This is a genomic window from Streptomyces sp. NPDC052114, from assembly GCF_040680155.1.
In the GTDB taxonomy this organism is placed as follows: domain Bacteria; phylum Actinomycetota; class Actinomycetes; order Streptomycetales; family Streptomycetaceae; genus Streptomyces.
This window is the reverse complement of record NZ_JBFAWC010000010.1, coordinates 194,608-221,279: the sequence shown is the minus strand read 5'-3', so window position 1 is coordinate 221,279 and position 26,672 is coordinate 194,608. Positions and strand designations below refer to the sequence as shown.

Genomic DNA, 26,672 nt, shown 5'->3' with positions numbered 1-26,672 from the left:
CGGCGGCGGTCCGTGCACTCTTGCGCGTATGACCGCACGCACGACGTCCCCGCAGGACCCGCTGGACCGGAAGGACCGGAAGGACCAGCAGGACCCGCACAACCGGCTGGACCCGCAGGACCGGCAGGACCGGCAGGCCCCGCACAACCGGCAGGCCCCGCGCGGCCCGCGCGACCAGCCGCTGCCGCGCCCGCGCTTCGCGTACGACGGGCACACCCGGAAAGAGCTCGCCCACCTCCTGGTGAACCTCCCGGTGGGGGTCGCCGGTTTCGTCTACGCGGTGACCGCGCTCGCTCTCGGCGTGGGCCTGACGGTGACGGTCATCGGTCTGCCGCTGCTCGCGGCGGGGCTGGCCGGCGCGCGCCTGTTCGGCAGGGCGGAGCGGGCACGGGCCAGGAAGCTGCTCGGCCTGCGGATCGACGAGCCGAGCCCGATGCCGCGGCTCGGCGGGCACGGGTTCCTGAGCTGGCTGTGGTCGAGCCTGAAGGACCCGGTGGGCTGGCGCACGCTGCTGTACGCGTTCATCCGGCTGCCCTGGGGCGTGCTGACCTTCGCCGTCGTCGCCGCCGGGCTCTTCGTGCTCTGGCCCGTGCTGCCGTTCATCGCGCGCGGGCTGACCAACGTCGACCGGGCGATGGTGCGCGCCCTGCTCTCGCCCTCCGACGAACTGGAGCGGCGCATCGCCGAACTGGAGTCCGACCGCGGGGTGGTCGTGGACACCGCCGCCGCCGACCTGCGCCGCATCGAACGCGATCTCCACGACGGCGCGCAGGCCCGCCTGGTCGCCCTCGCCATGGGGCTCGGCCTCGCCAAGGAGAAGCTCCTGGAGGACCCGGAGGTGGCGGCCTCGATGGTCGACGAGGCGCACGGCGAGGTGAAGCTGGCGCTCCAGGAGCTGCGCGACCTGGCCCGCGGCATCCACCCCGCCGTCCTCACCGACCGCGGCCTGAACGCCGCGCTGTCCTCGGTGGCCTCGCGCTGCACCGTGCCGGTGCAGGTGACGGCCGACCTGCCGGCCCGCCCGGCGGCCGCGATCGAGGGCATCGCGTACTTCACGGTCTCCGAGCTCCTGCAGAACATCAGCAAGCACAGCGGGGCCAGGTCCGCGAGCGTCGAGGTGTGGCGGGCGGACCACCGGCTGCTCATCCAGGTGCGGGACGACGGGCGCGGCGGGGCGCGGCTGGACGGCGGCACGGGCATGGCGGGCCTCGCGGACCGGCTCGGCGCGGTCGACGGCCTCTTCGTGATCGACTCGCCGCCGGGCGGGCCGACGACGATCACGGCGGAGCTGCCGTGGCGCGACCGCGCCGCCTAGGGGACACGGCGACCCGCCGTGCCCGCTCGCGCCGCGACCGAGGCATCCGTCCGCGCGGCGCAGGCGTCTTCCCAGGGGTAGGGAAAACCCCCGGTTCGGAACGCCGACACGCTCCATGGTCCGGAGCCGCCCCGGCCGCGAGGCTGGAACCAGGACATCCAGACGGCCCAGGACGTCCGGACAGACAGCCCGGGACGTCCAGACAGACAGCCCGGGGCATTGAGACAGCCCAGGACGTCCTGACAGCCGACGACATCAGGCAGCCCAGGACATCAGGCAGCTGGGACAGACCCGCCGGAACAGACTTGAGCAGAAACGGACGGCAGCGATGGCCACGGATTACGGACAGGGGTACGCGCGGATGGACCGGCCGGACTTCCGGGGAACCGACGTCGAGGGGCGGCGCCACCGCCTGCCCGCCGGACTGCGCGCCCCGATCGAGGCCCGCACCTGGAAGGAGCTCGGCTACACCCTGCTGAGCGTGCCGATCGGCATCGCGTCCTTCGTCCTGGCGATCACGATGCTCTCGCTCGGCGTGGGCCTGCTGATCACGTTCATCGGCATCCCGGTGCTCGCGGCGGGTCTGGCCTGCTGCCGCGGCGTCGGCGCACTGGAGCGGACGCGGGCCCGCGCGCTGCTCGACCTGGAGGTCTCGGCTCCGGAGCCGCTGCGTCCCAAGGACGGCGGCGCGCTGGCGCTGATGGGCGCCGTCCTCAAGAGCGGCTCGTCCTGGCGGCACGTGCTCTACTCGCTGATGCTGATGCCGTGGTCGCTCTTCTCGTTCATGGTGGCGCTGCTCTTCTGGTCGTACGGCTGGCTGATGCTCACCTACCCGCTGTGGTTCTGGCTCTTCCCGATGTACGGCGGCCAGGACGGCATCCAGCTCTACAACGACCACGGCCACAGCATCTACCTCGACAACCCCTTCGAGATCGGGATCACCGCCGCGACGGGTCTGCTCGTCACGCTGGCCACGCCGTGGATCCTGCGGGCGCTGACGACCGTGGACCGGCTGCTGGTGCTCGGCCTGCTCGGCCCCTCGCGGCTGGCGACCCGCGTGGTCGAACTGGAGTCGGACCGCGGGGTGGTCGTGGACACCGCCGCCGCCGACCTGCGCCGCATCGAACGCGATCTGCACGACGGCGCGCAGGCCCGTCTGGTCGCCCTCGCCATGGATCTGGGCCTGGCCAAGGAGAAGCTCGCCGAGGACCCGGAGGCCGCGGCGCGCATGGTGGACGAGGCGCACGGCGAGGTGAAGGTCGCCCTCCAGGAGCTGCGCGACCTGGCGCGTGGCATCCACCCCGCCGTCCTCACCGACCGCGGCCTGGACGCGGCCCTGTCCGCGCTGGCCGCCCGCTGCACCGTCCCGGTCCAGGTCGAGGTGGACCTGGCGAGCCGTCCGGCGGCCGCGATCGAGGGCATCGCGTACTTCACGGTCTCCGAGCTCCTGCAGAACATCAGCAAGCACAGCCGCGCGACACAGGGCTCGGTCGACGTCTGGCGGACCGAGAACCGGCTGATGCTCCAGGTCACCGACAACGGCGCCGGGGGCGCCGACGTGAGCGCGGGCTCGGGCCTCGCGGGCCTGGCGGAGCGGCTCGACGCGGTCGACGGGATCCTGGTCGTCGACTCGCCGGCGGGCGGTCCGACGACGATCACGGCGGAGCTGCCCTGGCGGCAGGCCTAGTCGGCCGCCGACCTCGCCGCCACGGGTGTCCCCCGCCCCCTGTTCGTACACCGGACCGGGGGCGGGGGTCTGCCGTGGGGCCGGGCCGCGTACGCACCGAGCGGGGCCGACGCCGCGTACGCACCAAGCGGAGCCGACGCCGCCCGCACACCAAGCGAGGCCGACGCCGCGTACGCGCAAACGGAGCCGACGCCCCGTACGCACAAGCGGAGAGGGACCAGCGCGTCGGCCTCATGACACCGGACGGGAACCGGACCAGAACCGGGCCGGAACCAGCGTGGCACCGGAGACGAACCGGCACTGAACCAGGCCGGCACCGGAGCAGAACCGGCGCGGCACCCGGGAGCGCGGCGGCCCCGCCCGACCAGGCACGGGGGCCGTCAGGCCGATGACAGCGCCGTGTCAGACCGTCGGGGCAGTCTGGCGAGCGGCCGGTGGTCCGCCACGGATCGCGCGATACTGAGGTGCCGGGTTCGTCCGACGCGAGGGGTGTCGGGCGGGTGCGGGACGGACAAGCGCGCCGGGGGGCCAAAAAGTGGAGGAAAAAGTGCGGGTGGTCATCGCCGAGGATTCAGTGCTGCTTCGGGAGGGCCTGACCCGGCTGCTGACCGACCGCGGGCATGACGTGGTCGCTGGTGTGGGTGATGCCGAGGCACTGATCAAGACAATCACGGACCTGGCGGCGCAGGACACGCTGCCGGACGTGGTCGTCGCGGACGTTCGGATGCCTCCCACCCACACCGACGAGGGGGTGCGGGCCGCGGTGCAGCTGCGTCAGCTGTACCCGGGCCTCGGGGTCCTGGTCCTTTCGCAGTACGTCGAGGAGCAGTACGCGACCGAGCTGCTCGCCGGCTCCAGCCGGGGCGTGGGGTACCTGCTCAAGGACCGGGTCGCGGAGGTGCGGGAGTTCGTCGACGCGGTGGTGCGGGTCGCCCAGGGGGGCACGGCGCTCGACCCGGAGGTCGTGGCGCAGCTGCTCGGCCGCAGCCGCAAGCAGGATGTCCTCGCGGGGCTTACACCGCGCGAACGCGAGGTACTCGGCCTGATGGCCGAAGGACGGACGAACTCGGCGGTCGCCCGGCAGCTCGTGGTGAGCGACGGCGCCGTCGAGAAGCACGTGAGCAACATCTTCCTGAAGCTCGGCCTGTCCCAGAGTGACGGGGATCACCGCCGGGTGCTCGCGGTCCTCACCTACCTCAACTCCTGATCAACTGACACTCTGTCAGATAAGTCGGGATCGGCGAGGACCATCGACGAGGCCATCGACGAGGACCTCGGACAGGCACCCCACCCGTCACGCACGGCCAGAGAGACAGCAAGAGCCACAGAGGCAGCCAGAGAGCCGGCGAGAGCCGGAGAGTCGGCAAGAGCCGGAGAGTCGGCAAGAGCCAGAGACAGCCAGAGACAGTCAGAGACAGCCAGAAAGAGCCAAGACAAGTCCTAGAACCAAAGGATGAGCGGGGGCGGCATCAATGAAAGGCCGGGGGGCGAGGCAAACCATGGCAAACCAGTGCATCACGGCGTCTCAAAAGTGCGTCCGGAATGCGAGCGACTCCGGGAAGGCGACCCTTACAGACGTAGGGTGGACCTTGGGAACGCTGGTCGTCCTGGCGTTTCCGCTCAGTCGCCTCGAGGGAGGTCCAGTTCAGTGACCAGCCAGGTCAGTAGCCAAGCCGAGCAGGCCGACGGAGCAGTCGTCGGAGAACAACGCAAGCCTGCGGGTGACAAAGATGTGCGCCGACTGGACCGGGTGATCATCCGCTTCGCGGGTGACTCCGGTGACGGCATGCAGCTCACGGGCGACCGGTTCACTTCGGAGACGGCGTCCTTCGGCAACGACCTGTCGACGCTGCCGAACTTCCCGGCCGAGATCCGGGCCCCCGCCGGCACGCTGCCCGGCGTCTCCTCCTTCCAACTGCACTTCGCCGACCACGACATCCTCACGCCGGGCGACGCGCCGAACGTACTGGTCGCGATGAACCCGGCGGCGCTGAAGGCGAACATCGCCGACGTGCCGCGCGGCGCGGAGATCATCGTGAACACCGACGAGTTCTCCAAGCGCGCGATGCAGAAGGTGGGTTACGACCAGTCGCCGCTGGAGGACGGCTCCCTGGACGGCTACAGCGTGCACCCGGTGCCGCTGACCACGCTGACGGTGGAGGCGCTCAAGGACTTCGACCTCTCGCGCAAGGACGCGGGCCGGTCCAAGAACATGTTCGCGCTCGGCCTGTTGTCGTGGATGTACCACCGGCCGACCGAGGGCACCGAGCGGTTCCTGCGGGCCAAGTTCGCCAAGAAGCCGGAGATCGCCGAGGCGAACATCGCGGCGTTCCACGCGGGCTGGAACTTCGGCGAGACGACCGAGGACTTCGCGGTCTCCTACGAAGTCGCCCCGGCCGCACAGGCGTTCCCGACCGGCACCTACCGCAACATCTCCGGGAACCTGGCCCTGTCCTACGGTCTGATCGCGGCGGGCCGCCAGGCGGATCTGCCGCTGTACCTGGGCAGTTACCCCATCACGCCGGCCTCCGACATCCTGCACGAGCTGTCGAAGCACAAGAACTTCGGCGTGCGCACCTTCCAGGCCGAGGACGAGATCGCGGGCATCGGCGCGGCGCTCGGCGCGGCGTTCGGCGGCTCGCTGGCCGTCACCACGACGTCCGGCCCCGGTGTGGCGCTGAAGTCGGAGACCATCGGCCTCGCCGTCAGCCTCGAACTGCCGCTGCTGATCGTGGACATCCAGCGCGGCGGCCCCTCGACCGGCCTGCCGACCAAGACCGAGCAGGCGGACCTGCTCCAGGCGATGTACGGGCGCAACGGCGAGGCGCCGGTGCCGATCGTGGCCCCGAAGACGCCCGCGGACTGCTTCGACGCGGCACTGGAGGCGGCCCGCATCGCGGTGACGTACCGGACCCCGGTCTTCCTCCTGAGCGACGGCTACCTGGCCAACGGCTCCGAGCCCTGGCGGATCCCCGAGGTCGACGAACTGCCCGACCTGCGCGTGCAGTTCGCCTCGGGTCCCAACCACACCGACGTCGACGGCACCGAGGTGTTCTGGCCCTACAAGCGCGACCCGCAGACGCTCGCCCGCCCGTGGGCGATCCCGGGCACGCCGGGCCTGGAGCACCGCATCGGCGGCATCGAGAAGCAGGACGGCACGGGCAACATCTCCTACGACCCGGCCAACCACGACTTCATGGTCCGCACCCGGCAGGCCAAGGTCGACGGCATCGACGTGCCCGACCTGGTGGTCGACGACGCGAACGGCGACGCCAGGACCCTTGTCCTCGGCTGGGGTTCGACGTACGGGCCGATCACCGCGGCGGTCCGCCGGCTGCGCGCGGCGGGCGCGCCCATCGCCCAGGCGCATCTGCGCCACCTGAACCCCTTCCCGCGGAATCTGGGCGAGGTCCTGAAGCGTTACGACAAGGTGGTGGTCCCCGAGATGAACCTCGGTCAGCTCGCCACGCTGATCCGCGCGAGGTATCTGGTGGACGCGGTCTCGTACAACCAGGTCAACGGAATGCCGTTCAAGGCCGAGCAGCTCGCCACGGCTCTCAAGGAGGCCATCGATGGCTGACACGAAGACGGCCGAGTCGGAGGGGACCGGGAGCACGATCGAAGCGCTTTCCCTGGTGCCCAAGGCCGAGGCCAAGCAGTCCATGAAGGACTTCAAGTCCGACCAGGAGGTGCGCTGGTGCCCCGGCTGCGGCGACTACGCCGTGCTGGCCGCGGTGCAGGGCTTCATGCCGGAGCTGGGCCTGGCGAAGGAGAACATCGTCTTCGTCTCCGGCATCGGCTGTTCCTCCCGCTTCCCGTACTACATGAACACGTACGGGATGCACTCCATCCACGGCCGCGCCCCGGCCATCGCCACCGGCCTCGCCTCCTCGCGGCGGGACCTGAGCGTGTGGGTGGTCACCGGTGACGGAGACGCCCTCTCCATCGGCGGCAACCACCTCATCCACGCGCTCCGCCGCAACGTGAACCTGAAGATCCTGCTCTTCAACAACCGGATCTACGGCCTCACCAAGGGCCAGTACAGCCCCACCTCGGAAGTCGGCAAGATCACCAAGTCGACGCCGATGGGGTCGCTGGACGCGCCCTTCAACCCGGTCTCGCTCGCGATCGGCGCCGAGGCGTCGTTCGTGGCGCGGACGGTGGACTCCGACCGCAAGCACCTCACGCAGGTGCTCCGCGAGGCCGCGGCGCACCCCGGCACCGCACTGGTGGAGATCTACCAGAACTGCAACATCTTCAACGACGGCGCCTTCGAGGTCCTCAAGGACAAGCAGCAGGCCGAGGAGGCGGTGATCCGCCTGGAGCACGGGCAGCCGATCCGCTTCGGCACCGACCTGTCGAAGGGCGTCGTGCGCGACGCGGCGACCGGCGACCTCAAGGTCGTCGCCGTCACGCCGGAGAACGAGGGCGAGATCCTGGTCCACGACGCGCACTCCACGTCGCCGACCACGGCCTTCGCGCTCTCCCGGCTCGCCGACCCGGACACGCTGCACCACACGCCGATCGGCGTCTTCCGCAATGTCGAGCGCCCCGTCTACGACACGCTCATGGCCGACCAGCTCGACACCGCCATCGAGCAGAACGGCAAGGGCGACCTGGCCGCGCTGCTCGCCGGCGGCGACACGTGGACGGTCGTCGGCTAGCCCGAACCACTCGCCGCGAAGCCCGGTCCTGTCCCTTCAGGACCGGGCTTCGTCGTACGCCGCGCGCGCCTTCTGTACGTCGTCCATGCGCCGTTCCGTCCAGGTGGCGAGGGTCCTGACCTGCTCGGCGGCCTCGCGGCCCAGCTCCGTCAGGGAGTAGTCGACGCGGGGCGGGATGACCGGCTTGGCGTCGCGGTGCACCAGGCCGTCGCGCTCCAGGGTCTGCAGGGTCTGGGTCAGCGACTTCTCGCTGACGCGGCTCGTCTCGTCGATGGCGCGGCGCAGCTCGCTGAAGCGGTACGAGCGCTGTTCGAGGGCGATCAGGACGAGGACGCCCCAGCGGCTGGTGACGTGCTCCAGGACGAGGCGGTAGGGGCACATCGCCTCGACGCGCGGCTTCCGGTTACTTACGGCCATGCAAGTACCTTACTTCAAGGTGGGTACTTACGAATAGTTAGTGCCGCAGCTAGGGTGGGTTCCAGACCGCACCGAAGCGTTACCCATCAGGAGATTTCAGACATGAGCATCGTCGTCACCGGAGCCACCGGACACCTGGGCCGTCTCGTCGTCGAGGGCCTGCTCACCGCGGGCGTCCCCGCCGGGGAGATCGCGGCCGTCGTACGCGACAAGGGCAAGGCCGCCGACCTCGCCGAGCGCGGCGTCGAGCTGCGCGTCGCCGACTACAGCGCCCCCGAGACCCTGCGCGGCGCGTTCGCCGCGGGCGACCGCGTCCTGCTGATCTCCGGCAGCGAGGTCGGCCGCCGGGTGCCGCAGCACCGCGCCGTGGTCGACGCCGCGCGCGAGGCGGGCGTCGCGCTCCTCGCGTACACGGGCATCCTCGGCGGCCCCGAGGCCGACTTCGACCTGGCGGCCGAGCACAAGGAGACCGAGCGGCTGATCCTCGACTCCGGGCTGCCGCACACCTTCCTGCGCAACGGCTGGTACCACGAGAACTACACCGAGCACCTCGCCCCGGTCCTGGAGCACGGCGCCGTCGTCGCCTCCGCCGGTGAGGGCCGGGTCGCCTCCGCCGCGCGCGCCGACTACGCCGCTGCCGCCGTCGCCGTGCTGACCGGCGACGGCCACGAGGGCAAGGTCTACGAACTGAGCGGCGACGTCGCGTGGAGCTTCGCCGAGTACGCCGCCGAGGTCGCGGCGCGGAGCGGCAAGGACATCTCGTACGCGAACGTCCCGGCCGAGCAGCACCTCGCCGTGCTGACCGGCGCCGGGGTGCCCGAGCCGATGGCCGCGGTCCTCGTCGACGTGGACGCGGCCGTGGCGCGCGGGCGGCTGGCCGGGACGAGCGGGGAACTGGCGCGGCTGATCGGGCGTCCGACGACGCCGCTCGCCGACGCCGTGGCCGCCGCGCTGCGCGGCTGAGAACCGATCCTCCGATGTCATGAGCGTCTCTTGTTTACGGGCATGACAGGTGACCGCTTCCGGCGCTACCTTCAGTGGGGCAGTGTGGGACTGCCGCGCACCGAGGAGGGGCCGTGGACAGCGGAGCAGCCGGGCAGTCGAGGAACGAGCAGCGCATAGGCCTGCTGAACGGCTTCGCCGCGTACGGGATGTGGGGCCTCGTCCCGCTCTTCTGGCCGCTCCTCAAACCGGCCGGGGCGGGCGAGATCCTCGCCCACCGGATGGCCTGGTCGCTCGTGGTGGTCGGCGCCGCGCTGCTCTTCGTGCGGCGCTGGGACTGGGCGCGGGAACTGCTGCGCCAGCCGCGCAGGCTGGGCCTGGTGGCCATCGCCGCGGCGGTCATCACCGTCAACTGGGGCGTCTACATCTGGTCCGTGAACTCCGGCCATGTCGTCGAGGCGTCCCTCGGCTACTTCATCAACCCGCTGGTCACCATCGCCATGGGCGTCCTGCTGCTCGGCGAGCGGCTGCGGCCCGTGCAGTGGGCGGCGGTCGGCGTCGGAGTGGCGGCCGTGCTGGTGCTCGCGTTCGGATACGGCAGGCCGCCGTGGATCTCGCTCTGCCTCGCCTTCTCCTTCGCGACGTACGGCCTGGTGAAGAAGAAGGTCAACCTCGGCGGCCTGGAGTCGCTGGCCGCCGAGACCGCCGTGCAGTTCCTGCCCGCCATGGGCTACCTGGTGTTCCTCGGCACGCAGGGCGACCTCGTGTTCGGCACGGCGGGCGCCGGGCACGCGGCGCTGCTCGCGGCCACCGGTGTGGTGACCGCCGTGCCCCTGGTCTGCTTCGGGGCGGCGGCCATCCGGGTGCCGCTCTCCACCCTGGGGCTGTTGCAGTACCTCGCGCCCGTCTTCCAGTTCGTGCTCGGCATCGTGTACTTCCACGAGGCGATGCCCGCCGAGCGGTGGGCCGGCTTCGCCCTGGTGTGGCTCGCCCTCTCGCTGCTCACGTGGGACGCGCTGCGGACGGCGCGACGCAACGCGGCGAAGCTGGCGGCGGCGCGGCGGGAGGCGGCGACGGCGACGGCGCCTTCCGGGGTGACCGTCGGCGCCACTGGTAGCACCAGTAGCACTGGATCCACTGGCACTGCCGACACCGCCAGCAGCACTGGCACCACAGGAACCACCGGCACCGCTCGCGAGGAGCGGGAACCGGCGGTCTGACGGCCGCCCTCCCCGCCCGCGTCAGGCCCAGGAGCCCGCTGCCGCCGCCGACTTCACGTACTCCGAGAAGTCGCGCGGCGGGCGGCCCAGGGAGCGACCGGCGACCGCCGGATCACCGGGCGCAGGGCGCACCCGCCGGGCGGGCGTTCGTCGGTGCGCCGACGGCGGCGGGCCGAGCGCTGCCCGCGACCGGGCGCGCGGACCTGCCTCCGTCCCTGCCCCTGTCCCTGTTCTTGTCCGTGTCCCTGCCCCGGCCCCGGCCCCGGCGCACCCCGACCGCCGCGACGACCGTGCCCAGGGCCACCATGACCACCGGCACGACCAGCGCCCACCGGAACGCCGACAGGTCCGCCTCGGCGCCGCCACCCGCGCCCTGGTGCGTGGCGCCCGCCGCTACCAGGCCGTGGACGGCCGTCACCGCGGATATCCCGATCGCCGCGCCGAACTGCGTGGCGGTCTGCAGCAGCCCGCTCGCCAGGCCCTGCTCCCGCTCGGCCACGCCGTCCGTCGCCGCGATCAGCTGCGGGCCGAGCGTGAGCGCGAAGCCCGTCCCCGCGAGGAGCAGCGTCGGGAACATCGCCAGGTAGGGCCAGTCCATGCCGACCGGCAGGAAAAGGGCGTAGGCCGCGAGGGCCATCAGGAAGCCGCCGAGGATGACACGCGCGTTGCCGAACCGCCTGACCAGGCGCGGGGTGAGCGTCGGCGACAGGAACACGTCACAGCCCAGCACGACCATCGCGACGGCGGTCTGCCAGGACGACCAGCCACGCAGCTCCTGGAGGTAGATCGTCAGGACGAACTGGAAGCCCATGAAGGCCCCGAGGTACAGCAGCGCGCCGAGCCCGGCCCGCACCACGGACCCCGTACGGAAGATCCCGAGCCGCACCAGCGGGTCCGCCGCACGCCGCTCGATCCGCACGAAGAGGCCGAGGAGCAGCAGTCCGGCGCCCATCGCCCCGACGATCGACGGCCAGTCGGCAAAGCCGTGTTCGAGCCGGACGATGCCGTACGCGAGCAGGAGCATCGCCCCGGCCGCCGTGGCCGCGCCCGGCAGGTCGAACCCGCGCGGGCCGTGCGTGCGCGCGGCCCCGGCCCGCTCCTTCGGGGCCTCCCCCGGGATGAGCCGCAGCGCCCCCGCGAGAATCACGCCCGCGACGAGCACCGGCGTGAAGAACACCCACTGCCAGCCGAGTTCGGTGAGCAGCCCGCCCACCACCAGGCCGAGCGAGAAGCCGCCCGCCGACGTCCCTGCGAAGATCATCAGCGCCCTGTTCCGCTCGGGTCCCTCCGCGTACGACGTGGTGATGATCGACATCGCCGCCGGTGTCATGAACGCCGCGGCCACCCCGGTCACGAACCGCGCCACGACCAGCATCCACCCCTCGGTCGCGAATCCGCCGAGGCCGGAGAAGGCCATGAAGACGCCCAGCCAGAGCAGGAACATCCGCCGCCTGCCGAGCAGATCGGCCGCACGGCCGCCGAGCAGGGTGAACCCCGCGTACCCGAGGACATAGGCGCTGACGACCCACGCGGCCGTCCCCGTCGACAGGCCGAGGTCGGCCCTGATCGCCGGGATCGCTATCGCCAGCATGGCGATGTCGATGCCCTCCAGGAAGATCGTGCCGCAGAGGACCAACAGCAGCGCCCAGGCGCGTGCACTCATGAGGGAACTCCTTTGTCGGCATGGGCAGTTGCCCCGACGGGGGCGTGAGTGGTTACTCGAATGAGGGTCGGTTCCCTCTTGTAACCAATGGAATCCTGCGGCACCATCGGGAGCCATGGAAGAAGGCACTTCAAAGTCACCGAGTAACCCCGGAGTCACCGTGGACCACGAGGGCGCCGCCAACTACGAGAGCGCCGTGGACTACGGGGAGGCCGATCCCTTCCAGTGGGACACCCGCGAGGACTGCCAGGTGCGGCAGATCCTCGACCGGGTCGCCGACAAGTGGTCCCTGCTGGTCATCGCGCTCCTCGACCGCCGCCGTCTGCGCTTCACCGAACTGCGTCGCGAGATCGACGGGATCAGTCAGCGGATGCTGACGGTCACGCTGCGGCAGCTGGAGCGCGACGGCCTGGTCAAGCGCACCGTGCACCCCGTCGTACCACCCCGGGTCGAGTACGAACTCACCCCGCTCGGCGGCACCTTGCACCACACGATCCAGGCCCTGGTGTCCTGGACCGAGGAGCACCAGAACGAGATCGCCGCGGCGCGGGCCGACTACGACGCGCGGACCGCCGAGGAGGAGGCCGCGGTCGTCTGAGGAAGGCCGGGCCTCGCGGGCGCGAGCGCCTCCGGGCCCGTGCCGCCGGCGCGCCGCGCGGTCAGGAACAGGGAGACCACCCAGAGCAGTCCCAGGTCGATGCCCAACTCGATGACGGCAGCGAACTGGTCCATCGTGAACTTGAATATCTGGCCGATCAGGATGTCCGCGAGCAGCGCCGCCTGGAAGAGCCGGAAGGCGGCCCGCCGGTCCCCGCGCAGCCGTATCAGCCCGGCGATCCCCAGGGTGGCCGAGACGACCTCGGTGAGCGCGACGGCGAGGTTGGCGCCCGCCTGCGGCTCCTGGAACAGCTGACCGCCGAAGAGGTCCACGGACATCCAGACGGCGAACAGCAGCGCCTCGGCCAGCAGCAGGAACACGGCCAGCCCCAGCACGATCCGGGTCCGCGCCAGCCACCGCAGCGCGCGCCCCGCGCCGGACGCTCCCGTCCGCCACCACGAGGGGGCGGCGGGCGGTCGCGCGGGGACGGCGGCGAGCAGTCGCGCCAGCGCGGCGTCCACCTCGCGGTCCGAGCCCTCGACGAGTCGTATCGCCGCCCGGCGCTGCTCGTCCGTGAGGCCCGTGGTGACGCCGGCCAGGGCGAGGTCGGCGGCGTTCGCCGTGCGCTGCCGGGTGTCGAGCGTCCCGGGGTCCGCCGCGCGGCGGCGTATGCGGTGGGTGAGGAGGAGCAGCAGGGCGAAGCTCACGTAGATGATTCCGGCGGCCGGTTGGTAGAAGTACCCCGGCTCGTCCGTGATCTGCTTGCCGACCTCGTCGATGAAGAGCCCGAAACCGACGCCGCCGACGAAGGCGCCGGCGAGCCGGGCCGCGCGGCCGAGGAAGCCGAGCGTGAGCAGGATCGCCGCCATCATCAGCAGCCCGCCCCACAGCATGTGCGCGATGTGGATCCGGCTTCCGTCGCCCCCGCCGAGCTTGGGATAGCCGGCCTGGGCGAGGAAGGCGCGGGTGACGAGGACCGTGGCGATTCCGGTCAGCGCGAAGACGTTGACGTACACGGCCGCGTCCGTGGCGCGCACGAGCGATCGGCGTCGTCCTTCCGGCATGGCCCCGCCCCTCCCCTCCGGCCCGACTCCCCTGTCCGGCCATTCCAGAGTGACGCGAGCGACACCGCCGCGTGATCGGGGACCACCCCGAACCGACCCTCAATCACCCCCTAGGTGAGGGGAGTTCACGGACGACCGCGGAGCCCGCCGCGAACGCCTCCGCGCGATCCCCGCAATCCCTCGCACCGGAGACCTGTAACCGATATAACTGGTTACATGACCACCCTGCACTGGAAGCTCGTCATCGACGCCACCGACCCGCACGCCCAAGCCACTTTCTGGGCCGAGACGTTGGGATACGAGGTCGAGGACAACAGCGCGCTGATCGACCGGCTCCTCGGCCTCGGCGCGGCACCGAAGGAGGCGACCGTCGAGTTCCGCGGCCGCCTCGCCTGGCGCGACCTCATCGCCGTCCGCCACCCCGACGACCCCTACGACCAGGACAGCGGCACCGGCCTGGGCCGCCGGATCCTCTTCCAGCGCGTACCCGAGACCAAGACCGGCAAGAACCGCCTGCATGTCGACGTGCACTCCGAACCGGGCCGCCGCGACGACGAGGTGACCCGCCTCGAAGGTCTGGGCGCCGCCGTGGCACGGCGCGTGGAGGAGCCCGGCGGCGAGTGGGTGGTGATGACGGACCCGGAGGGGAACGAGTTCTGCGTCCACTAGCGTCCGCCAGCGCCTACTGGCGTCCGCGGGTGGACACGCGTGACTCCACCTCCGACACCGCCTCCGCCTCCAGCCGAGCCCCCAACCCAGGCCCAGGCCTCCGCAGCATCTCGACCAGCGCCGAGACGCTGTGCTCGCGGTGTCCCTCCGCGACCGCCCGGCGCACCAGGTCGTTCATCGGGGCGAGCCAGGAGACGTCGACGCCGCCCTCCTCGGCGATCTCCTGGTCGTACGCGGCCCCGTCGTGGAAGACACCGACGGTGGAGGCCGGGCGGGTGTAGTCGCCGGAGTCGATCTCGTCCGCCAGCGTCGGCAGGATCGAGGCGATCATCTCCAGCCACTTCACCTCGTACCGCACCATCGAGCCGACCTCCAGGCCGCGCGCCTGGAGCAGCGCCGCCCCCTGGAAGAAGCCGATGAGCGCGGGGAGCAGCGTGCTGCCCACCGCCAGCTCGTAGAGGGCGGCGAGGTCCGGCTCGGTGCCGAGGTGGACGGTGTCGCCGCCGAGCACCCGCAACGTCTCCTCGTACGCGTCGAACGTCGCCCGGTCACCGGCGTAATAGAGCAGCGTGTCCGGTGCGCCCACGGCGGGCGGCACGTTCTTGACGGCGCCGTCGAGGAACCGCGCGCCCCGCTCCGCGGCCCACTCGGCCATGCGCCGGGCGCCCGACGGCGTACCGGAGTTGAGCGTGACCAGGGTGCGCCCGGCGAGCGCGTCGGCGGCCGGTTCCAGGGCGGAGAGCGTCGCTTCGTACGTCGACAGACAGGCGATGACCAAGGGGCTCGCCGCGACCGCCTCCTCGACCGTGGCCGCGTGCGCCGCGCCCTTGGCGACGAGCGGCCCCGCCTTCTCCGCGCTGCGGTTCCACACGGTCGTCGGATGCCCGGCCTCGACGAACGCCTCCGCCAGAGCCGTCCCCATCAGACCGAGCCCGATGAGCGTCACGCGTGTGCGCGTGCGCGCGTGGGTGTCGTTTCCGTCCGCCATGTCCTCTTCCCGCGTTGGTGGTTGATCGTCCCGACCGGTCTCCTCATGCTGGGACCGACGTCGCACAACGCTCAAGTACGCACTAATAAGTGCGTACTCACCATTTGGTAAGCCGGGAACGTCGACGAGGGAGGCCGTCCGGCATGTCACCGCAGTCGCGCGCGCACCGGTCCCTCCTCGCCGTCTGCGGCGCCTTCGCCCTGCTGTCGCTCGCCCTCGTCCCGCTCACCCTGCCCCTCGGCTGGGACGAACTCGTCTACGCCAGCCGCTTCTCTCCCTACGCACCGGAGACACCGTTCAGCGCGCCGCGTACCCGGGGCGTGCCGTTCCTCGTGGCGCCCGTGGCCGCGTGGAGCGACTCCGTCGTGCTGCTCAGGGCATGGCTGACGCTGCTCGCGACCGCCGGCCTCTACCTGGGCTTCCGCCCCTGGCTGCGTGTCCTGCACCGGCCCTCGGCGACCGCCGTCGCGGCCGGTCTGTACGGCACCCTGTGGATCACGCTGTTCTACGCGAACGCGGCGATGCCCAACCACTACACCGCCATGGGCGCCGCCGCGGCGGTCGGCCTCTTCCTGTGGCCGCGCCAGTCGCCCGCCACGTACGCGGGGATCGCCGCCGGTCTCGCCCTTGCCGCACTGATGCGGCCCAACGACGGCGCCGCCGTCGGCGTCCCCCTCCTGCTCGCCGCGCTGCTGGTTCCCGCGTGGCGGGGGCGGGGCCGCGTGCTCGCCGTGCTCGGCGGGCTCGCCGCGGGCGTGCTGCCGTGGGTCGTCGAGGCGTACGTCCGCTTCGGCGGTGTCCGCGAACGGCTGGCGCTCGCCAGCGAGGTCCAGGGCCATCTGCGCCCGCTGCTCTCCTTCGTCCATCAGCTCACGGTCCTGGACGGTCCGCTGCTCTGCCGCCCGTGCGACGGCGACGGCCTGCGTCCCACGGCGGCGGGGTGGTTGCTGTTGCTGACGGTCCTGGTGGGGGTGGGGTTGTGGAGCGTGCGGGGCGGGGGTGTGGGTGGGGGCGGTTCGGCTACCGGTGTGGGTGGCCGCGGTACGGACACCGGTGTGGGTGGCAGCGGTACGGACACCGGTGCGGATGGCCGCGGTACCGGTACCGGTCCAGGTACCCGTACCGGTATCCGAACCGCCCCCACCGCCCTCCGCGACTGCCTGCTGGCCGTCGCCGCCGCACTGACCTCCGCCCTCCCCTATCTCCTCCTCGTCCCGTACGCCGCGCCCCGCTTCCTCCTCCCCACCCACGCCCTCCTCGCCCCGGCCGCGGCGCTCGGGCTGCTCGTGCTGGCCGACCGGGCGCGTGCCGCGCGGTGGCCACGGGCCGCGACCGCCGCCCTGGCCCTGGCCCTCGCCGGCCATCTCACCGCCCAACTCCTCCTGGTCCACGGCAACGCCCGGATCCAGGCGGGCGCCCGCGGCGACTGGGCACGGGTCGCCGCCGTCCTCCACGAACACGGCGTCGGCGGCACGGACAGGGGGACCGGTACGGGTACCGACACAGACACGGGTACGGGTACCGACACAGACACCGGCACGGGTACGGGTACCGGCACCACCCCCTGCGTCCTGCGCGGCAACACCTCCGTGATCCCCATCGCGTACGCCTCCGGATGCGTCCCCGGCAGTCCCGGCGACGGGCGCCGCCCCACCGCCCTCGTCCTGCGCCAGGCGGCACCCCCGCACTGGGCCCGCCACTGGCCACGCCATGCCGTGCCGGACACCTACGCCCCCGGATGGGTCGTCCACGTACGCCCGTGAGGCTCCACCCCCGCCGCGGCGATCCGCCCGACATCCGCCCGCCGCGCCCCGATATCCGGAACTCCCCGTCCGCACAAAGCCCTTGACGCGACGTGAACCTCCCCCTCACCATCAGGGCACTCGGAAACCCGTACGCCCCACGCGTACCCCCCACACGGAATCCGGAGACTCCACATGAAGCTGTCCGTTCCCGGACGCGCCGCCGCGGCCGCAGTCATAGCCGTCGGCGGACTGGTCGCCACGACCGCGATATCCAACGCGACGCCCGCACCGAAGTCGGCCACGCCTCAGGCGTCCGCACCGAAGGCGGCCGCCGCGCCCGACATCTCCGTCGACAACGTCAAGGCCCACCTCGCCGACCTCCAGTCCGTCGCGGACGCCAACGGAGGCAACCGCGCCCATGGCAGCGCGGGCTACAAGGCCTCCATCGACCACCTGAAGAAGAAGCTCGACGACGCCGGATTCACCACCTCCGTACAGGAGTTCACGGCGAGCGGCGAGACCGGCTACAACCTGATCGCCGACTGGCCGGGCGGCGACGAGGGCCAGGTCGTCATGGCCGGCGCCCACCTCGACAGCGTCTCCGACGGGCCCGGCATCAACGACAACGGCTCCGGGTCCGCCGCCGTCCTGGAGACCGCGCTCACCGTGGCCCGCGAGAAGTACGAGCCCAAGAAGCACCTGCGGTTCGCCTGGTGGGGCGCCGAGGAGATCGGCATGGTCGGCTCCTCGCACTACGTCGAGAGCCTGCCCGCCAGCGACCGCACGAAGATCAGCGGCTACCTGAACTTCGACATGCTCGCCTCCCCGAACGCCGGGTACTTCGTCTACGACGACGACCCCACGATCGAGAAGACCTTCAAGGACTACTACGCGGGCGTGAACGTCGCCACGGAGCCGGACGACGAGGGCGACGGCCGCTCCGACCACGCGCCCTTCCAGCAGGCGGGCGTCCCGGTCGGCGGCCTGTTCTCCGGCGCCGAGACCACCAAGTCGGCGGCCCAGGCGGAGAAGTGGGGCGGCACGGCGGACGAGGCGTTCGACAAGTGCTACCACTCGTCGTGCGACGGGGCGTCGAACATCGACGCGAAGGCACTCGACCGCAACAGCGACGCGGTGGCCTACGCGGTGTGGGGCCTGTCCTCGTAATCCCCCTCGCAGTCCCCCCTCGTAGCCGAACCTCCCCTTAACCCAACCTCCCCGTAACCGACCCCCCTCACAATCGAACCCCCTGGACGACATTGGATGCGCGTGCATATAGTGCACACGCATCCAATCGTCGTGCGCAAGCACTGGCGAGCGACAAGCGTCCCCAGGGGGATCCCATGACCCGCAAGTTCCTCTTCGTGCTCGGCAGCGCCCGCCCCGAGGGCAACTCCGAGCTCCTGGCCCGCAAGGCCGCCGAGCAGCTGCCCGCGGACGTCGAGCAGCGCTGGGTGAACCTGGCGGAGCTGCCCCTGCCCGACTTCCGGGACCAGCGGCACGACGACAGCACCCCGCGGGCCCTCGCCCGCCCCACCGAGGGCAACGAGGCACTGCTCCTGGACGCCACCCTCGACGCCACCGACATCGTCATCGTGTCGCCGCTGTACTGGTACTCGCTGTCGGCCACCGTCAAGCGCTACCTCGACTACTGGGACGCCTGGCTTGAGACCCCGGAGGCCCACTTCAAGGACACCCTGAAGGGCCGCACCCTGTGGGGCGTGACGGCGCTCGCGCACCAGGAGGAGGAGGTGGCAGAGCCGCTGATCGGCACGCTGCGCAACTCCGCCGCCTACTTCCCGATGCGCTTCGGCGGCGTCCTGCTGGGCAACGGCACCCGGCCCGGCCACGTGCTCGACGACACCGAGGCGCTGGCGCGCGCCAAGACGTTCTTCGCGCAGGAGCCGCCGCTGGCCCGCTACCCCTACGACCAGGCGTAGTCACCCACGGCCAGGCGCAGCCACCCCTGGCCAGGCCCGGTCACGCCCGACCGGTCACGCACGGCCGGTCACGCTCACGCCAGCACGTCCTTCGCCCCGAACCGCGCCCACGCCGCCGAGCCGAAGACGGCCGCGTACAGGCCCTGCATCTGCAGGTTCTTGACGATGTCGTCCCAGTAGACCGGCTCGCGCATCAGGTCGGCGAAGGACAGCCAGTAGTGCGAGAAGAAGTACGGGTGGAGGGCGTGCAGCTGCGGTATCTGGTCGAGGATCTGGACCGTGATCAGCAGGCCGACGGTCGTCGCCATCGCCGCGATGCCGCTGCTGGTCAACGTCGACACGAACAGCCCGAGCGCCGCCACGCCGACCAGTGACACGGCGACGGCGAGCGCGATGAGCAGGGCCCGCAGCAGCCCGTCGCCGAAGCTCATACGGGTACCGGAGATCGTGGTGACCTCGCCCAGCGGGAAGAGCAGCGCGCCGGTCGCGAGCGCGGACGCGGCGACGACCAACGTGGCGACCAGGCAGAACGTCAGCGCGGTCGCGTACTTGGCGATCAGCAGCCGGGTCCGGCCCGCGGGCGCCACCAGGAGATAGCGCAGCGTGCCCGCGTTCGCCTCGCCCGCGACCGCGTCGCCCGCGACGACGCCGACCGCCATCGGCAGGAAGAACGGCAGCGTCGCGGCGAGCGCGGTGAAGACCAGGAACAGGCCGTTGTTGGTGACCTGCGCGATGAAGGCGGGCCCGCCGCCCTCACCGCCCCCGCCGACCGTCGAGCCGTCGCTGGTCTCGATCTTGACGGCGACGCCGACCAGGACGGGCACCGCGGCGAGCACCACGAGGAGCGCGAGGGTCCGCCAGCGCCGGAAGGTGATCGCGAGCTCGCTGCGGAAGAGCCCGAACGTCCAGACCCACCGCTGCTCGCGCGCACCGCCCGGCGCGGTTCCGGGTACGTCCATGACCTCAGCCCGCGACATCGAAGCCCTCCCCGGTCAGTGCCACGAAGGCGTCCTCCAGCGAGGCCCGCTCCAGGCCGAAGCCGCGGACGCGGACGCCCGCCCGGACCAACGCGGCGTTCAGCTCGGCCAGTTCGACGTCCCCGCCCGGCGGTTCGCCCGTCACCCGGTCCTCCGCCACGACGAGATCCGCCACGCCCTGCTCCTTCAGGACCCGGGCCGCCTCGCCCGGATCCGGTGTCGTCACGACGAGCCTGCCGCGCGCGCCCGCCGCGAGGTCGGCGACCGGCCCCTGGGTGATCAGGCGGCCCCGGTTCATCACGGCCGCGTGCGTACAGACCTGTTCGATCTCGTCGAGGAGGTGCGAGGAGAGGAAGACGGTCGTGCCCTCCGCCGCCAGCTCCCGCACCAGGGTGCGGATCTCGCGCATGCCCTGCGGGTCGAGGCCGTTCGTCGGCTCGTCGAGGACGAGGAGCCTGCGCGGCTGGAGCAGTGCGGCGGCGAGTCCGAGCCGCTGCTTCATGCCGAGGGAGTACGCCTTCGCCTTCTTGCCGGCGGCCGCGGTCAGGCCCACCCGGTCGAGGGCGGCTTCGGCGCGGCGCCGGCGGGTGCGGGGGTCGGCGGCCGGGTCGGCGGAGTCGTAGCGCAGGAGGTTGTCGCGGCCGGACAGGAAGCCGTAGAGGGCGGGGCCCTCGATGAGCGCGCCCACGTGCGGGAGCACGGTGCGGGTGGCGCGGGGCATGGGGCTGCCGAGGACGCGGGCGGTGCCGGAGGTCGGCGCGATGAGGCCCATCAGCATGCGGATGGTGGTCGTCTTCCCGGAGCCGTTCGGTCCGAGGAAGCCGAAGACGCTGCCTTCGGGGACGGTGAGGTCGAGCCGGTCGACGGCGAGGTGTTTTCCGTAGCGCTTGGTGAGCGCGCGGGTCTCGATGACGCTCGGCGTCTCGTGCCGCGCCGACGGCCCTCCGGTGGTACCCGGCACCGCTCTCCTCCCGTCGAGCCGACTGGCTCTGGTGTACGTGTGCCCGGTGCGGCAGCGCGCCGGACCGGGTGGTGGGGCTGCCCGCCGCCGCGGCGGACCGAGGGGTGGCCTCCCCTCGGTCCGCCGCGGCCGCACGCCTACTGCGCCGCGTTCGCCGCCTTCACGAGCGCGTCCTTGGTGACCGCGCCCACGTAGACCTTGCCGTCGTCGGTGACGAGGGCGTTGATCAGGCGGGTCGAGAAGACCGTGCCGGAACCGAACTTGCCGCTCACCTGGTCGCCCAGCGAGTCGAGCAGCTTCTGCGCGTCCGGCGGGACGTCGCCCGAGCCGGCCGTCGGCAGGCCCTGGCCGCCCGGCAGCTTCAGCTCGGCGATCGTGCTCCAGCCCTCGCCGACGACGTTCAGGCCGTTGAGGTCCTCCTCCTTGAACTCCTTGCCGCCCTTGGCGTTCTCGCCCTTCGGGCCGCGCTTCCCGTCGGCGTGGTCGTCGGCCTCGGTGACCTTGGCGCCCTTCGGCGGCGTGAAGTCGAAGGTGGCCGCGGACGGCTTGCCGAAGTCGACCTTGGTGAAGCCCGCGTCGATGACGGCGGCGCCGCCGGAGGCAGGGGTCAGAGTGAACTTGAGCGGCGTACCGGTCTTGGCGTCCACGGCGACCGTGATCTGGCCGACCGTCGAACCGGACTGCTTCGGCTTGACGACCAGGCGGTACGCGTCGCGGCCCGCGACCTGCGCGGTGCCGTCGACCGTCACGGAGGTCGTGCTGTCCACGGCCTTCAGTGCCTGCTCGGCGAACTCGGCCGGGGTGGAGGGAAGTTCGCCCTTCAGGTCCTTGGGCACGTCCTTGCCGGTGCCCTTGCCGCCCTTGTTCGAGGAGTCCGTCCCGGCCCCCGCGTCCTTCGCGTGGTACGCCTCGTTCGACTTGCTGTCGTAGGCCCACACGTCGTCGCCGTTGTGGATCAGGCTGTACTCGGCGGCGTCCTCCAGGACGGACACCTTCTGCTTGTCGGGGCCGTCGGCGGCGACGCGCAGCGTGTGCGTGCCGGACGCCAGCTCCATCAGCTTGCTCTTGGGGTCGGCCGCCGAACCCTTGCTCTCGCCGTCGTCACCGCCGCCCGCCGCACCGCCGGCGAGACCGCCCGCCATGCCGCCCATCGACGGCAGGCCGAGATCGGTGCTGATCTTGACGTTGCCGGAGAGCTGCTGGGTGTCCGACGCGGCGATCTTCTCGATGAGTTCCTGGGCGGTGATCTTCGGCAGATCGGGGTCGCCCGAGGTGGCGAGCGCCGGGACGAGCCCGATGGTCGCCGCCGCCACCCCCGCCACCGCGACCGGGACGACGTACCGGGCCGCCTTGCGGCGGCCGGCGCGCAGATCCCCGGCCTCACTGGTGTCCTGCTCCGGTTCGTACGGTGCCATTTGTGCCCTACCTCCGTGGTCGGCGGCGGCCTTCTCCCAGTACGTGCCCACGTCCACCCCGCGCCGCCATTCTCACCCGAATTGGTCAGGAGTGGTGGTCCTTGTTCGCTTCCATACGACCAAATCGGCCGACAAGAAGCGTCAGACCCCGGGCGCAACTCCACGTACTGCCCTGGGATGACACACAAGGGCGGCGCCTCCCCCGTCCCGTAGGGGTAGGCGCCGCCGATCGTCGGGGGCATCAGGGGTGTTCGCCTCCGCGCACCGCGGACAGCCACGTCAGCGCACCACGGGCACGCGCGTCAGTGCCGCACGAACTCCCTCATCAGCGCCGCACGAACACGTAGTCGGCCTGGTACGGCACGCCCACGATCTCGCCCGGCGTGCAGGCGCGCGTCGGCTGGACGCCGCCGACCGTGTTCAGCCGGAGGATCTCCACCGTGTCGGCGAGCAGCCCGCCGCGCTTGCCGATCCGGGTGGCCCCGAGGTCCAGCTCGGGGATGTTCCCGTCGCCGTTCGGGGTCTTGGAGACCAGCCGGCCGGTGACGCCGCTGCCGTCAGAGGCGACCCACTGCGGGGTGCCGGAGCCGGGCGCGGTGAAGCGGTGCGCGATGTTCCGTTCGAGCCTGGCCCGTACGTCGCGCTGCGCGAAGGCGGGCGCCTTGGAGCCGTCACCGGCCTTCTTGCACGCGTAGATCTGCTCGCCCTTGACCACCGAGGCCTGGAAGCCGGCCGACGCGTGCCGGAAGTCGACGTCCGCGCTCAGCTTGTTGAGCTGGCCGCGGACGGCGCCGCCCGGGAACTCGGCCGTGTGCAGGTTGGCGTAGAAGCGGTGCGGGTCCGCCTTCAGGCGGGCGAGCACGCCGGCGTCATCGACCCGGACCGTGCCGGTGACGGTGTTGCCCTTGATCTTCGCGAGCAGCCCCGTGAAGTCGACCTTGACGGCGCCGTTGGTGCCCTTCGCTCCCTCGTGGAGGTGCAGGGCGGTGGGCCTGCCGGTGCCGCGCCAGGTGACGGCGACCGAGACCTTGTCCCCCTTGACCCGGACGAACTCCAGCGCGCGCCCGTCCTTGTCGCCGACGGCGGGCCCGCCCTGCACCGGCACCTCGTTCGCGCCGTTCATGCTCGCCGCGAGGACCGATCCGCCGCTCCGGCCCGCGGCGCTCCCGGTGGCCCGCTCCCCGGTGGCGCCGCTCGCGCTGCCCGGCAGGACCGCGACGGCCACGCCGGCCGCGAGGACGACGGCGGCACTCGAGGCGATCAGGGCGCGGCGCCGGCCGGTCCCTCCCGGCGTACCGCTGGACGCGCTGCTGGACACGCTGCTGGACGTCCTGCCGGACGTACCGCCGGACGCGCTGCTCGGCGTACCGCCGGATATACCAAAGGCACTCATGTCGTGACTTCTCCCCGTACCTGAGCCGACGCCCCCTGCGTCGGCTTCCGGCGAGAAGTACGGAATGGATCCGAGCCTGGACTCAATCCAGGACGGACCCGTCATGTGACGTGAATCACATGCGCGAGGTGAGGTCTGGGCGCTCAGCCCGCCCGGTGCACCACCAGGTCACAGAGCTCCACCAGCGCCGCCTTCGCATCGCACTCCGGCAGCGGGGCCAGCGCGGCGCGCGCGTCCTCCGCATAGCGCACGGTGTCCCTGCGGGCGTGCTCCAGCGCGGGGTGCACCCGCAGCCGGGCGAGCGCCTCGGCGTGCCGGGCGTCGTCGGTGAGGTCGGAGTCGAGCAGCTCGCTCAGCGCGATGTCCTCGGCGAGGCCGAGCCGCGCCACCCGCTCGCGCAGCCGCAGCACCGGCAGCGTGGGGATGCCCTCGCGCAGGTCCGTGCCCGGCGTCTTGCCCGACTCGTGCGAGTCGGAGGCGATGTCGAGCACGTCGTCGGCGAGCTGGAAGGCGACGCCGAGCCGCTCGCCGTACTGCGTCAGGACGTCCACGACGGTCTCGTCGGCGCCCGACATCATCGCGCCGAACCGGCACGCCACGGCGACCAGCGAGCCGGTCTTGCCGCTGAGCACGTCGAGGTAGTGGTCGACCGGGTCGCGGCCCTCGGTGGGCCCCGCGGTCTCCAGGATCTGGCCGGTGACCAGGCGCTCGAAGGCCTCCGCCTGGATGCGGACCGCCTCCGGGCCGAGGTCGGCCAGGATGTACGAGGCGCGGGCGAAGAGGAAGTCACCGGTCAGGACGGCGACGGAGTTGCCCCAGCGCTGGTTGGCGCTGGCGACGCCGCGGCGCACGTCCGCCTCGTCCATCACGTCGTCGTGGTACAGCGTCGCGAGGTGCGTGAGCTCGACGACCACGGCGGAGGGCACGACACCCGGCGCATAGGGATCGCCGAACTGCGAGGCGAGCATCACGAGCAGCGGGCGGAAACGCTTTCCCCCGGCGCGCACGAGGTGCTGGGCGGCCTCGGTGATGAAGGGGACCTCGCTCTTGGTGGCCTCGAGCAGGCCCTCCTCGACAGCCGCCAACCCTGCCTGGACATCGGCTTCGAGAGCCTGGTCCCGCACGCTCAGCCCAAAAGGCCCGACGACGGTCACGAGAGGTTCTCCTGTCTGCTGACGATCACATGGCGAACTCGGTCGATCATTGGATCTCGGTCGATGACACGGTTTGTCGATGTGTCGCTGCCATCACTCAAGTCAGCGTATCCGGTCGACTTTCGATCACGGCGAGCACCTGCCCGCCCGTCGCCCGCCGCCACCCCGGTCAAAGCGGTGCGAGGCGTTCCGCCCGCACCCGACGACCGTGACCGGGCGGAGTGCGTTCTCCCCCGGTATGTTCTTGATCTGCCTATAGGACCGAGAAGAGACATCACACACCAGAGGAACCGTAACAACCGGGAGAACCCGCTTTGTCCCGTCCCACGGCCGAGTACGAGCCGCCCGCAGAGCCGCCGACGGACCCGCCGCCGGGCGACGACCACGCCTTCTTCGGGCAGCCGCGCGGCCTGCTCACCCTCTCCGGCCTGGAGGTCTGGGAGCGCTTCTCGTTCCTCGGCATGCAGGCCATTCTGGTCCTCTACTTCGCCGACTCGGTCGCGAACGACGGCATGGGGATGGACCCCGGCACGGCCGCGTCGGTCTCCGCCGCGTACGGAACGCTGGTCTATCTGGTCTCCGTGGCGGGCGGCTGGCTCGCCGACCGCATCCTCGGCTCCTACCGCGCGGTCCTGTGGGGCGGCGTCCTCATCGCCTGCGGCCACTACTCGATGGCCGTGCCGACCCCGACCATGACGTGGGTGGGGCTCGGCCTGATCAGCGCGGGCACCGGCCTGCTCAAGCCCAACGTCGCCTCCATGGTCGGCAAGCTCTACCGCACCGAGGACGAGCGCCGCGACGCCGGCTTCGCGCTGTACTACATGGCGATCAACGTGGGCGCCTTCGCGGGACCGCTGATCACCGGCTGGCTCGGCGACCACAAGGGCTGGCACTGGGGCTTCTCCGCGGCCGCGATCGGCATGACCTTCGGTCTGATCCAGTACGTGGCGGGGCGCCGCCACCTGGCCGGGCGCAAGGCCTCCGCGGAGTTCGCGCTGCCCCGGGACGCGATGCGCCGGGCGGTCCTGACGATCGTCGCCGGGCTCGTCGCCGTCGCCCTGCTCGCGGGCGTCCTGGCCGCCGTCGGCTGGCTCACCATGGACCGCTTCGTCGACCTGCTCACCCTCGTCTCGGTGATCGCGCCGGTCGTCTACTTCGCGGTGATGTTCCGCAGCCCGCGCGTCACCCGCGAGGAGCGGGGCCGGCTGCGCCCCTACGTCGTCCTCTTCCTCGCCTCGGTCGTCTTCAACTTCATCCTCTTCCAGGCGTACTCGACGATGATGCTGCTGGCCTCGACGAACGCGCGCACGTCGATCCTCGGCTTCCACTTCCCCGCCAGCTGGTACGCCTCCGCGCTCGGCGCCTTCGAGGTCGCGCTCGCCCCCGTGGTCGCCGCCGCCTGGGCGCGGATGGGCCCGCGCCAGCCGCACGCCTCCAACAAGATCGCGCTCGGCGTGATCCTGGGCGGCCTGTCGTTCCTGCTGATGGTCCTGCCCACCTCCGGGCACAGCGGGGACTCGTACCGGATGGCCGCCTGGTGGATCGTCGGCTCCTACCTGCTGCTCGGGCTCGGCGACGTCCTCCTGGAGACCTCGGGCATGTCGGCGACGACCAAGCTCGCCCCGAAGGCCTTCGCCAGCCAGACGATGGCGCTGTGGTTCCTCTCCCTCGCGCTCGCCAACGGCATCCAGGCACAGGTCGTGAAGTTGTACGGAGAGGTCTCCAACCCCGCGTACTTCGGCGTGAACGGCGCCGTCGCCGTGGTCGCGGGCCTCGCCGTGATCGCGCTCGCGCCGTGGCTGCGCCGCACCATGCACCCCGTCCACTGAGGGCACACCGCCCGCCGGGGACATCCCGTCC

Annotated in this window: 22 protein-coding genes; 13 read left to right on the top strand and 9 right to left on the bottom strand. The window is 71.6% G+C overall.

Annotated features, from left to right (window positions below; translation table 11 throughout):
• Window positions 1-28 precede the first annotated feature (28 nt).
• The 5 genes from AB0L89_RS23345 to AB0L89_RS23325 all read left to right on the top strand — a co-directional run bounded on the left by AB0L89_RS23345 (window position 29) and on the right by AB0L89_RS23325 (window position 7,666).
• Window positions 29-1,315, top strand: a complete 1,287-nt coding sequence (locus tag AB0L89_RS23345; RefSeq protein ID WP_365143949.1) for a sensor domain-containing protein — start codon at window positions 29-31, stop codon at window positions 1,313-1,315.
• A gap of 328 nt (window positions 1,316-1,643) precedes the next feature.
• Entirely contained in the window at window positions 1,644-3,002 is a 1,359-nt protein-coding gene (locus AB0L89_RS23340) for a sensor domain-containing protein (protein ID WP_365143946.1), read from the top strand.
• A 547-nt stretch (window positions 3,003-3,549) separates the two neighbouring features.
• Window positions 3,550-4,209 carry a response regulator transcription factor gene (locus AB0L89_RS23335; protein ID WP_365143944.1) on the top strand — a complete coding sequence of 220 codons (660 nt, stop codon included), beginning with the start codon at window positions 3,550-3,552 and terminating at the stop codon, window positions 4,207-4,209.
• Window positions 4,210-4,650: 441 nt separating this feature from the next.
• The gene (locus tag AB0L89_RS23330; protein ID WP_365143941.1) at window positions 4,651-6,582 is read left to right on the top strand and encodes a 2-oxoacid:acceptor oxidoreductase subunit alpha; all 1,932 of its coding nucleotides are present in this window, start codon (window positions 4,651-4,653) and stop codon (window positions 6,580-6,582) included.
• Window positions 6,575-7,666 carry a 2-oxoacid:ferredoxin oxidoreductase subunit beta gene (locus AB0L89_RS23325; protein ID WP_055697353.1) on the top strand — a complete coding sequence of 364 codons (1,092 nt, stop codon included), beginning with the start codon at window positions 6,575-6,577 and terminating at the stop codon, window positions 7,664-7,666. Before AB0L89_RS23330 ends, AB0L89_RS23325 begins: the two co-directional genes overlap by 8 nt.
• 36 nt (window positions 7,667-7,702) lie before the next feature.
• On the opposite strand, the gene AB0L89_RS23320 is transcribed toward AB0L89_RS23325, so the two are convergent.
• Window positions 7,703-8,083 carry a helix-turn-helix domain-containing protein gene (locus AB0L89_RS23320; protein WP_365143937.1) on the bottom strand — a complete coding sequence of 127 codons (381 nt, stop codon included), beginning with the start codon at window positions 8,081-8,083 and terminating at the stop codon, window positions 7,703-7,705.
• Between the two features lie 102 nt (window positions 8,084-8,185).
• Here AB0L89_RS23320 and AB0L89_RS23315 point away from each other — a divergent pair, with 102 nt between their 5' ends.
• Together AB0L89_RS23315 and rarD are read left to right on the top strand one after the other, a co-directional pair.
• Window positions 8,186-9,046, top strand: a complete 861-nt coding sequence (locus AB0L89_RS23315) for an SDR family oxidoreductase (protein WP_365143934.1) — start codon at window positions 8,186-8,188, stop codon at window positions 9,044-9,046.
• Between the two features lie 188 nt (window positions 9,047-9,234).
• Window positions 9,235-10,245: an EamA family transporter RarD gene (gene rarD / locus AB0L89_RS23310; protein WP_365144287.1), complete on the top strand. Its 1,011-nt coding sequence runs from the start codon at window positions 9,235-9,237 to the stop codon at window positions 10,243-10,245.
• Between the two features lie 112 nt (window positions 10,246-10,357).
• On the opposite strand, the gene AB0L89_RS23305 is transcribed toward rarD, so the two are convergent.
• Window positions 10,358-11,908, bottom strand: a complete 1,551-nt coding sequence (locus AB0L89_RS23305) for an MFS transporter (RefSeq protein WP_365143931.1) — start codon at window positions 11,906-11,908, stop codon at window positions 10,358-10,360.
• A gap of 115 nt (window positions 11,909-12,023) precedes the next feature.
• Between AB0L89_RS23305 and AB0L89_RS23300 the strand changes: the two genes are divergently transcribed.
• Entirely contained in the window at window positions 12,024-12,506 is a 483-nt protein-coding gene (locus AB0L89_RS23300) for a helix-turn-helix domain-containing protein (protein WP_365143928.1), read from the top strand.
• Here the strand turns inward: AB0L89_RS23300 and AB0L89_RS23295 are convergent.
• A complete protein-coding gene (locus AB0L89_RS23295) occupies window positions 12,464-13,570 on the bottom strand; it encodes a hypothetical protein (RefSeq protein WP_365143925.1) in 1,107 nt (368 codons plus the stop codon). The two genes, AB0L89_RS23300 and AB0L89_RS23295, sit on opposite strands and share 43 nt — an antisense overlap.
• A gap of 216 nt (window positions 13,571-13,786) precedes the next feature.
• Here AB0L89_RS23295 and AB0L89_RS23290 point away from each other — a divergent pair, with 216 nt between their 5' ends.
• Window positions 13,787-14,239, top strand: coding sequence for a VOC family protein (locus AB0L89_RS23290; protein WP_365143922.1), 453 nt, complete (start codon window positions 13,787-13,789; stop codon window positions 14,237-14,239).
• Window positions 14,240-14,252: 13 nt separating this feature from the next.
• Here AB0L89_RS23290 and AB0L89_RS23285 read toward each other — a convergent pair whose 3' ends face one another.
• Window positions 14,253-15,227, bottom strand: a complete 975-nt coding sequence (locus AB0L89_RS23285) for an NAD(P)-binding domain-containing protein (protein WP_365143919.1) — start codon at window positions 15,225-15,227, stop codon at window positions 14,253-14,255.
• 143 nt (window positions 15,228-15,370) lie between these two features.
• Between AB0L89_RS23285 and AB0L89_RS23280 the strand changes: the two genes are divergently transcribed.
• From AB0L89_RS23280 to AB0L89_RS23270, 3 genes are all read left to right on the top strand, one after another.
• Window positions 15,371-16,990, top strand: a complete 1,620-nt coding sequence (locus AB0L89_RS23280) for a hypothetical protein (protein WP_365143916.1) — start codon at window positions 15,371-15,373, stop codon at window positions 16,988-16,990.
• A gap of 174 nt (window positions 16,991-17,164) precedes the next feature.
• Window positions 17,165-18,139, top strand: coding sequence for a M28 family metallopeptidase (locus AB0L89_RS23275; RefSeq protein ID WP_365143913.1), 975 nt, complete (start codon window positions 17,165-17,167; stop codon window positions 18,137-18,139).
• A gap of 176 nt (window positions 18,140-18,315) precedes the next feature.
• Entirely contained in the window at window positions 18,316-18,912 is a 597-nt protein-coding gene (locus tag AB0L89_RS23270; protein ID WP_365143910.1) for an NAD(P)H-dependent oxidoreductase, read from the top strand.
• A 74-nt stretch (window positions 18,913-18,986) separates the two neighbouring features.
• Here AB0L89_RS23270 and AB0L89_RS23265 read toward each other — a convergent pair whose 3' ends face one another.
• The 5 genes from AB0L89_RS23265 to AB0L89_RS23245 all read right to left on the bottom strand — a co-directional run bounded on the left by AB0L89_RS23265 (window position 18,987) and on the right by AB0L89_RS23245 (window position 24,812).
• Window positions 18,987-19,871, bottom strand: coding sequence for an ABC transporter permease (locus tag AB0L89_RS23265; RefSeq protein ID WP_365144284.1), 885 nt, complete (start codon window positions 19,869-19,871; stop codon window positions 18,987-18,989).
• A gap of 4 nt (window positions 19,872-19,875) precedes the next feature.
• On the bottom strand, window positions 19,876-20,850 hold the full coding sequence (locus AB0L89_RS23260) for an ABC transporter ATP-binding protein (RefSeq protein WP_365143907.1): 975 nt from the start codon (window positions 20,848-20,850) through the stop codon (window positions 19,876-19,878).
• A 137-nt stretch (window positions 20,851-20,987) separates the two neighbouring features.
• On the bottom strand, window positions 20,988-22,265 hold the full coding sequence (locus tag AB0L89_RS23255) for a DUF2092 domain-containing protein (RefSeq protein WP_365143904.1): 1,278 nt from the start codon (window positions 22,263-22,265) through the stop codon (window positions 20,988-20,990).
• 325 nt (window positions 22,266-22,590) lie between these two features.
• Window positions 22,591-23,658: a CHRD domain-containing protein gene (locus AB0L89_RS23250; RefSeq protein ID WP_365143901.1), complete on the bottom strand. Its 1,068-nt coding sequence runs from the start codon at window positions 23,656-23,658 to the stop codon at window positions 22,591-22,593.
• A 143-nt stretch (window positions 23,659-23,801) separates the two neighbouring features.
• Window positions 23,802-24,812 (bottom strand): polyprenyl synthetase family protein, encoded by a 1,011-nt coding sequence (locus tag AB0L89_RS23245; RefSeq protein WP_365143898.1) that lies wholly within the window; start codon window positions 24,810-24,812, stop codon window positions 23,802-23,804.
• Window positions 24,813-25,126: 314 nt separating this feature from the next.
• Here AB0L89_RS23245 and AB0L89_RS23240 point away from each other — a divergent pair, with 314 nt between their 5' ends.
• Window positions 25,127-26,641, top strand: a complete 1,515-nt coding sequence (locus tag AB0L89_RS23240) for a peptide MFS transporter (RefSeq protein ID WP_365143895.1) — start codon at window positions 25,127-25,129, stop codon at window positions 26,639-26,641.
• Window positions 26,642-26,672: the final 31 nt, after the last annotated feature.